We start from the raw sequence: 8,769 nt of genomic DNA on the forward strand, positions 1-8,769 counted from the left end.
AGTCAGTGCCCGCGGGCGACGCGGGGCGAAAGGACGATCAGGAGTGTAGAGTGTCGCGACTGTTGCAACACCCAGCAGGGCTGAAACGAATTAATGCCAATGGTGAAACGATCAAGCGCGCCATGGACGGTTACTGACGGCCGTGCCGGCAATGTCCGCCAGGCGGTCGCGCTGGCCTCGGCGCTGCGCCAGGGCACCCATCGCCCGCTGGTCCTGCAGCCCCGTGCGCCTTGGCGCTGGCTGTCGCCGCGGCGCCTGCCCGGTGATGTGAACGGCTACGGCCCCGACTTCGCCGAACTGGCCGCGCAGGCCCCTGCGCTGGCGATCGGCTGTGGCCGCCAGGCCGCCGGTGCACTGCGCGTGCTGCGTGCCCGTGGCAGCCGCACGGTGCAGATCCTCGACCCGCGCCTGCCCTCGCGGCATTGGGACCTGGTGGTGGTGCCAGAACACGATGCCCTGCGGGGCAGCAACGTACTCACGCTGATCGGCAGCCTGAACCCGGTGGACGATGACTGGCTGGCGCTGGGCCGCGCCGCGTTCGCCGACTTCGGTGCCCTGCCCGGCCCGCGCACCGCGCTGCTGGTGGGTGGACCGACGCCGCTGGCACCCTGGGACGAGACGGCGATGGTGGCGGTGTTCACGGCACTGGCCGAGCAGATCCGCAGCGAAGGCGGCAGCCTGCTGGCCACCACCTCGCGACGCACGCCGCCGGCACTGGCCGAGATCCTGCGTGCCACGTTCGCGCACCTGCCGCACGTGATCTGGGGCGATGGCGGCGACGGCGTGAACCCATACGCGGGGCTGCTGGGCTGGGCCAACCGGGTGGTGGTATCGCCCGATTCGGTGAACCTGCTCTCTGAAGCCAGCGCCACACGGCTGCCGGTGATGGTGGCCCTGGCCGACACCGCGCAGGGACGGCTGGCCCGCTTCCAGCGCCAGCTGCACGAGCGCGGCCGGCTGCAGACGCGCTGGCTGGACTGGCAGCACGACCGCATCGAGCCGCTGCGCGAAACCGCGCGGGTGGCGGCCGAAGTCAGCGCGCGCCTCTCTCTGCGATAGCGCCGGGCCGTGCCCGGCGATCGTTTCCCGCGTACCGCCGGCCCTACCAACGCTTGACGCCGGCAACGCTATGATCGGCACGCGGGCCCGCCCAGGGCCCAGTCGCTCCATGGAGGAATTGACGATGCGTACCCTGCCCTGCACTGCGATTGCCCTGGCCCTGGCCGTCGGCCTGCTGTCTGCCAGCCCTGCCGATGCGCGGCGCGTCTACCGCTTCGTGGACACGCAGCAGCCTCCGGTGTCGCTGGATATTTCCCCGGGTCTGGCCCAGACCATGGCGCAGGCCGATGCGGCCGCCGCCAACCCGCAGCCCGGCCAGCCGCCGGTCGCGCCGTCCAATGGCGTGCCACCGCCGATGCAGGTGCGCTCGATCGGCACCAACGTGGATGGCGAGCGCGAAGTGTTGCTGGAGCAGGCGGGACAACCGGGTAATACCGCCGCCATCCGCTGGACGAACCAGGCGGGCGATCCCTCGGTGCTGTTCCATGTCGGCCAGACTGTGCAGTTCGACCCGACCCCGTCGGACGGCCACAACGGCCTGATGGCCCGCGATCCGCAGGGCAGGCCGCTGACCCACATTCCCGCCCCCAACCCGCCAGCACAGGGCGCTTACTGAGCCGGGCCAGCTGAACGGCGGTTTTTGGCTTTGCCCGCAGGCGGGCCGATAATGATCGATTCCCTTGTCTGCCCTGGCTCGCCATGTCCGTGCGTCCTGACCCTGTGTTTGCCCCGCTGACCCCGCGCGCCCTCGTGCTGGCAGTGCTGGCCATGGGCGCGGTGGTGCTGCTGTCCAACGTGCTGGTGCAGTACCCCATCAACGACTGGCTGACCTGGGGCGCCTTCAGCTACCCGGTGGCGTTCCTGGTGAGCAACCTGATCAACCGCCGCTTCGGCCCGGGCCCGGCCCGCCGCGTGGCGTGGATCGGTTTCCTGCTGGCGGTGCTGCTGTCGGTGTGGGTGGCGACGCCGCGCATCGCGATCGCCTCGTGCTCGGCCTTCATCGTGGCCCAGCTGCTGGACATCACCGTGTTCGACCGCCTGCGCCGTGGCAGCTGGTGGCGCGCACCGATGGTGGCAACGACGTGCAGCGCGACGGTGGATACGACCATTTTCTGGTCGATCGCGTTTGCCGGTTCAGCGCTGCCGTGGGTGAGCTGGGCCGCGGGCGACCTGGCGGTGAAGCTGGCCATCGGCGTGTGCCTGCTGGCCCCGTTCCGCGCGCTGCTGTGGAAGATGGCGCCGCTGCCCCGGTAGGTGTAAACCCATCGCTCTGGTGGGTGCCGACCGTTGGTCGGCACGCCCCTTCAGGGTGCATCGCGGCTGACAGCGTGTGCCGACCAACGGTCGGCACCTGCCAAGGCGCACGTGGCCCCCCATCAGCCGAACGGCAGCTCCGCCGCCACACACGCGGCACTGATCGCGGTACACGCGTCTTCAATTGCCGGTGTCGTCGGTGCCAACCGCGGGCGGCGGTCCAGCGTGCAGGCCAGGCCGACATCCAGCAGCGTGGCGTGTGCACCCTGCAACGCACGCGCAGTGGCCTCCGGCAGGAATCCCGCCGCCGCCAGCGCGTCGATCAACGACGGCGTGTCGCGCGGTTCCAGCAGCGCCGGCACCTGAGCGCTGCGTGCCAGCACGCCGGTCTGCAGCAGGAATTCCAGATCGACCACGCCACCGGCGCCCTGCTTCAGGTCCAGCCGCGCGGCATCGCTGCGGTCCAGTTCGGTGCGCATGCGCCCGCGCATCTTCAGCACGTCGGCATACAGCGTGGCGGGGTCGCGTTCGCGGCCCAGGGTCCGCGCGCGCACCTGTTCGAAATCGGCCAGCAGGCCGGCATCGCCGGCCACGCCGCGCGCGCGCACCAGGGCCTGGTGTTCCCAGGTCCAGGCACGTTCGCGCTGGTACTCGGTGTAGCTGGCCAGCGAGGACACCAGCGTGCCCTTGCCGCCATCCGGGCGCAGGCGCACGTCGATGTCGTACAGGCGGCCGGCAGCGGTGACCGCGCCCAGCAGGGCCATCACCTTCTGCGCCAGGCGCGCGTACCAGCGGCCCGGTTCCAGCGGGCGGGCGCCATCGCTGGCTTCCACGCCGGCAGGATGGTCATGCAGGAACACCAGATCCAGATCGGAACCGAAGCCCAGCTCCAGCCCGCCCAGACTGCCGTAACCGATGATCGCAAAGCGCCCGCCCGGCACGGCGCCATGCGCGGCATGCATCTCCGCCTCGGCCAGCTTCAGCACGGTGATGACCACCGCCTGCGCCAGCTCGGCCAGCTGGCGGGTGCTGTCCACCGCACCCTGGCGGCCATCCAGCGTGGCCATCGCCATGCGGAAGCTGAGCGCAAGCCGCGTTTCATTGAGCCAGCGCAGCTGCGATTCGGGATCCTCCACCGGCAGCACCTGCTGGCATTCGGCCAGCATGCCGTCGAATGCGGGCATCGGCCCGGACACGCGCACGTCCAGCAGTTCGTCCAGCAGCAGCGGGTACGCGGCCAGGCGCTCGGCCAGCAGCGCGCTGCGCGCCAGTACGTCCACCAGCCGCGCCAGGGCGCTGGGCTGTTCGTCCAGCAGCGCGAGATAACTCGTTCGACGCAGCACCGCCTGCAGCAGGCCGAGCACGCGCTTGAGCGCAGCATCGGGCTGCGGCGAACGCGTGGCGGCGTGCAGCAGCGCTGGCAGCACGCGGTCCAGGCGCGCGCGCGCGGCATCGGACAGCGACTTCACGCCAGTGCTCTGGGCGAAATCACGCAGCGACTGGTTGGCGCCGTTGGCATCGAGGAAACCGGCTTCGGCCAGCAGTTCGGCATTGCTGCCTTCGGGCAGGCTGCGCCAGTAGCTGGCCAGCGCATCGGGTGCGGCCTGGCCCTTGCGCGGGGCCAGCAGCGCGGCGAATTCGGTGCTGACGCGCTGCTGCTGCACGGTCAGTGCCGCACGCAGCGCATCCCAGTCGGTGTAGCCCAGGCCGAGGGCGATGCGCTGGCGATCCAGCGGGTCGCTGGGCAGCACGTGGGTCTGTGCATCGCGCAGCATCTGCAGGCGGTTTTCCAGACGACGCAGGAACAGGTAGGCCTCGCGCAGCGCGGCACCATCGTCCGGCGCGATCTGGCCGGCGTTGACCAGCGCCTGCAGGGCGACCAGCAGGCGCCGCTCGCGCAGCACCGGCTCGCGCCCGGCGCGGATCAGCTGCAGCGCCTGGCACAGGAATTCGATTTCGCGGATGCCACCGGAGCCGCGCTTGATGTCTTCGTGCAGCTCGCGGCGCGCGACTTCGGCGGTGATCGCCGCCTTCATCTCGCGCAGGCCATCGAGCGCGGTGAAATCCAGATAGCGGCGGTAGACGAACGGGCGCAGGGTCTGCAGCCACGCCTCACCGGCGGCGATGTCGCCAGCCACCGCGCGTGCCTTCAGCCAGGCATAGCGTTCCCAGTCGCGGCCCTCGCGCTGGAAATACTGGTCCATTGCCGCGAACGACAGCGCGACGCGGCCAGCGCTGCCGAACGGGCGCAGGCGCAGGTCGACGCGGTGGCTGAAGCCATCGACGGTGGTCTCGTCCAGCAGCTTGGCCAGGCGCTGGCCGAGGCGGGCGAAGTACTCCTCGGCGGCCAGCGGGCGCGGGCCATCGGATTCGCCGCCCTGCGCGTAGGCGTAGACCAGGTCGATATCGGAACTGAAGTTGAGCTCGCCACCGCCCAGCTTGCCCAGGCCGAACACCACCAGCTGCATCGGCTGGCCGTCGTCATCGCGGATGACGCCGTGGCGCTGGGCGAATTCCTGCTGCAGGGCGTCCAGCGCCAAGCGCAGGCAGTCCTCGGCGAGGGTGGTGGCGCCAGCCAGGGTCTGCGGCACGTCGTCCAGGCCTGCCAGATCGCGCCAGACCAGGCGGGTGGACATGGCCGCACGCCAGCGCCGCAGCTGCGCCTGCCAGTCGCTGGGCTGCTGCGGGTCGAGCACCGGCGCCGGCAGCGGCGGGCAGCCGGGCTGGGCCAGGTGGGCCAGCAGCGCCGGCTGGCGCACGAGGGTGTCCAGGGCGAAGTCGCTGGCCACCGCCAGACGCACCAGCGGCGCCTGCAGCGCAGCGGGGATAGGCTCGGGCAGGACATGGGCCAGGCGCGCCAGCGCGCGGTCGACCAGGGGCTGGAGGGTGGCGGGCAGTTCGGCGGGGGCGAGGGTCATGCCCTGATTGTATCGACCCGGCCGGGGGGGGGGGGGGGGGGGGGGGTGGGGGGGGGGGTGGGACGCCCGCCTTTAATAGCCCCCCGGGGGGGGGGGCCCCCCCCCCGCCGCGGGCCCTAGGTACCCCCCCCCCGCGAAACGCCTATTCAGCTTGGGCGTCAGGCAATAAAAAAGCCCGCTTGCAGCGAACTGCCAGCGGGCTCTGCTCCCTCCCCCACGTCGGGATGCAGGGCCATCCTGCGGAATGCGGGAGGACATTGCACGCTGCACTGCAAAACAGAACTGGTGGGTATGGTAGCCCGCCGTCCGGAAAAGCCATTCCACGAAGGTCGCAGCCCCCGTACGGCGGGGGATGGCCGATAATCGGGCTTCCCCCTTGAAACACGTGTCGTCATGTCTGTTGATCGCATCGCCAACGCGCGTCTCCGTGACCGCGTGGTCTCCGCCGAGGCCGCAGCCGCGCTGATCCAGCCCGGTGAAACCGTCGCCATGAGCGGCTTCACCGGCTCCGGTTATCCCAAGGCCGTCCCCGTCGAACTTGCCCGTCGCATCGAGACGGTGCACGCCCAGGGCCTGCCCTTCCAGATCAAGCTGATGACCGGCGCCTCGACCGCACCGGAACTGGACGGCGCGCTGGCCAAGGCCGATGGCATCGCCATGCGCATGCCTTTCCAGAGCGACCCGGATGCGCGCAACCGCATCAACGAGGGCAAGCTGGATTACATCGACATCCACCTCAGCCACGTCGCCCAGCACGTCTGGTTCGGCTTCTACGGTGAGATCGACACCGCGGTAATCGAAGTGTCGGCCATCCGCGAGGACGGCTCGCTGGTGCCCTCCACCTCGGTAGGCAACAACAAGACCTGGCTGGACCTGGCCAAGAAGGTCATCGTCGAGGTCAACGCGTGGCAGCCGGCCGGCGTCGACGGCATGCATGACATCTACTACGGCACCGCGCTGCCGCCCCACCGCAAGCCGATTCCGCTGGTGAACGCCAACGACCGCATTGGCGATACCGCGCTGCGCTGCGACCCGGACAAGATCGTGGCCGTGGTGCGCACCAACGGCCCGGACCGCAACAGCCCGTTCAGCCCGATCGATGCGACCAGCGAGCAGATCGCTTCGCACCTGATCGAGTTCCTGCAGCACGAAGTAAAGAAGGGCCGCCTGCCGCCGAACCTGCTGCCGCTGCAGTCGGGCGTGGGCAATATTCCCAACGCGGTGCTGGCCGGCCTGGCCAAAAGTGGCTTCCGCGATCTGGCCGCGTTCACCGAGGTGATCCAGGACGGCATGCTCGACCTGCTGCGCGACGGCGTGCTGAGCTATGCCTCGTGCACTGGCTTCGCGCTCAGCCCGCAGGCCAACGAGACGTTCAAGGAACACATCGATTTCTACCGCGAGCGCATCATCATGCGCACGCAGGAAATCTCCAACCACCCGGAACTGGTGCGCCGCCTGGGCTGCATCGGCATGAATGGCATGATCGAGGTGGACATCTACGGCAACGTCAATTCGACGCACGTGATGGGCACCCGGATCATGAACGGCATTGGCGGTTCGGGTGACTTTGCCCGCAACGGTTTCCTGTCGGCGTTCCTCAGTCCGTCCACCGCGAAGAACGGCACGATCTCGGCGATCACCCCGATGGTGAGCCATGTCGACCACACCGAGCACGACGTGTCGGTGATCGTGACCGAACAGGGCCTGGCCGATCTGCGTGGTTTGACCCCGCGCAAGCGCGCGCAGGTGCTGATCGACAACTGCGCGCACCCGGATTTCCGCCCGCAGCTGCAGGACTACTTCGACCGCGCCAGCCGCGAAAGCTACGGCAAGCACACCCCGCACCTGCTGCCGGAGGCGCTGTCGTGGCACCAGCGTTGGCTGGATACCGGCACGATGAAGGGCTGACCATCGTCGGTACGCCGGGCATGGCCCGGCGCTACCCCACGTTACCCTGGTAGCGCCGGGCCATGCCCGGCGGATGTCCCGGACTACCCGCGCAGCGCCGCCAGCGATTCGGCCTGCAGCCGCTCGTAGATCTCGAACTCGTCGTTCACCGCCACGCCCATCGCCTGCTCGAACGCTTCGCGGTTGGCGTGCGCGGCATAGGCCCGCTGCTCTTCACCGCCCAGGTTGGACTGGAAGATGCCCGCGGCGCTGACCGGCAGGAAATCCTCGTAGACGATCGGGTCGGCCGTGGCCAGGCCGGCGGCTACCAGCACTTCGGCCGGCAGATCGGCCACGCGCTCCGGCGCGGCGCGCCCGGCGTCGGTCAGCTGGTAACGGTAATAGCCCAGCCCTTCCTGGCGCAGGGTGTCGTGGTCATCGGGGAAACTGGCGAATACCGCCTGCAGGCGCTGGCCATAGTCACCACCGGTGCTGCCGGCGCCACCGGCATCGCGGGCCTGCGCCAGCAGCTGGTCATACAGCGCGCGCCCCTTCGGGGTCAGGGCAAGGCCACGCTGCTCGATCTCGCCGAAGCGCGCGGTATGCGTGCCGGCATCGCCGCCCTCGCCACCGGGGAAATGCACGGCTTCTTCCAACGCCTTGAAGCTGGTCTGCCGCAGCAGGATCGGGCAGGCGCGACGCGGCGGGCCTTCGATCACCGCCTTGGCGGCCATGCCATGTTCGATCATCGCGGCCTGGGCGGCATCGATATCCAGCGTGCGCGGGGTGAGGTGGTTGATGTGCGGGCCGCGGAAGCTGACCACGTCGGCCACCAGCCGGTGCGCATCGTGCAGCGCGTGGTAGGTGGCCAGGTCGACGGTGGCATCCCCGTGCCAGCGGAAGGTCTCCAGCGCCTCGGCAACGAAGCGCTCGGCATCGGCCTGCGACAGGCCACCGTCACGCTCGGCCTGCTCGATCAGCGCCAGCGCGCCCTCGGTGAAGATGCGGCGGCGTTCAAGGATGCGGGCGGACTCGGCGCGCAGCGCTTCGTCTTCGATCAGCTCCAGGCGCAGCAGCGAGGTGAACACGCGGAACGGGTTCTGCGCCAGGGCCGCGCCGGTAAGCGGTCGGAACGCGGTGGAATGCACCGGCACGCCGGCCACCGACAGATCGTAGTAGGCCACCGGGAACATGCCCATGACCGCGAACAGGCGGCGCAGCGTGGCCAGTTCCTGCGGGGTGCCGACGCGGATCGCGCCGTGGCGCTCTTCGTCCAGGCGTGCGCGCTCGTCGTTGCGCTGCAGCTGCGCGGCGAGCGCCGGGTCCTGCGCAAGCACCTCCGCGTTGATCCGCTCCACCAGTTCCACCAACATGCCGTACAGCGGCACTTCGGTGCGGTACATGCGGGACATGGCCTGGGCGAACAGGCGGCGGATCACATCAGGCGAAACGAAAGAGGCGCTCATCAGTCACTCGAATGCGGGAACGGGAACGGCGAGAGCCGTATTGTGGCCGCCGTTTGCGGGGAACACCATCGGTAGCGCCCGGGCGCGCCCGACCGGCCGCGCGGCCCCCCGCCGCCCGGGCCGCGGGTCGCCCGGCGCGACATGAGAAAGGAGCAGAACGAGGGGGGGGGAGGGGGGCTGCCGCG

General features: G+C 69.9%; 6 protein-coding genes. 4 read left to right on the plus strand and 2 right to left on the minus strand.

The genetic code is table 11. The features are described 5' to 3' along the window. Nucleotides 1–99: 99 nt before the first annotated feature. From AC1VXD_RS16825 to AC1VXD_RS16835, 3 genes are all read left to right on the plus strand, one after another. Nucleotides 100–1,059: a mitochondrial fission ELM1 family protein gene (locus tag AC1VXD_RS16825; protein ID WP_482993001.1), complete on the plus strand. Its 960-nt coding sequence runs from the start codon at nt 100–102 to the stop codon at nt 1,057–1,059. Between the two features lie 124 nt (nt 1,060–1,183). Continuing rightward, nucleotides 1,184–1,675, plus strand: coding sequence for a hypothetical protein (locus tag AC1VXD_RS16830; protein ID WP_482993002.1), 492 nt, complete (start codon nt 1,184–1,186; stop codon nt 1,673–1,675). A gap of 83 nt (nt 1,676–1,758) precedes the next feature. Next, a complete protein-coding gene (locus AC1VXD_RS16835; RefSeq protein ID WP_313145440.1) occupies nt 1,759–2,313 on the plus strand; it encodes a queuosine precursor transporter in 555 nt (184 codons plus the stop codon). 122 nt (nt 2,314–2,435) lie between these two features. Here AC1VXD_RS16835 and glnE read toward each other — a convergent pair whose 3' ends face one another. Beyond that, the gene (glnE, locus tag AC1VXD_RS16840) at nt 2,436–5,231 is read right to left on the minus strand and encodes a bifunctional [glutamate--ammonia ligase]-adenylyl-L-tyrosine phosphorylase/[glutamate--ammonia-ligase] adenylyltransferase (RefSeq protein WP_482993003.1); all 2,796 of its coding nucleotides are present in this window, start codon (nt 5,229–5,231) and stop codon (nt 2,436–2,438) included. A gap of 393 nt (nt 5,232–5,624) precedes the next feature. Between glnE and AC1VXD_RS16845 the strand changes: the two genes are divergently transcribed. Next, nucleotides 5,625–7,139 carry an acetyl-CoA hydrolase/transferase family protein gene (locus AC1VXD_RS16845; protein WP_482993004.1) on the plus strand — a complete coding sequence of 505 codons (1,515 nt, stop codon included), beginning with the start codon at nt 5,625–5,627 and terminating at the stop codon, nt 7,137–7,139. Between the two features lie 83 nt (nt 7,140–7,222). Here the strand turns inward: AC1VXD_RS16845 and hglS are convergent, their stop codons facing one another. Beyond that, on the minus strand, nt 7,223–8,584 hold the full coding sequence (gene hglS / locus AC1VXD_RS16850; RefSeq protein ID WP_482993005.1) for a 2-oxoadipate dioxygenase/decarboxylase HglS: 1,362 nt from the start codon (nt 8,582–8,584) through the stop codon (nt 7,223–7,225). Between the last annotated feature and the right edge of the window lie 185 nt (nt 8,585–8,769).

This window comes from Stenotrophomonas sp. STEN054, assembly GCF_056854535.1.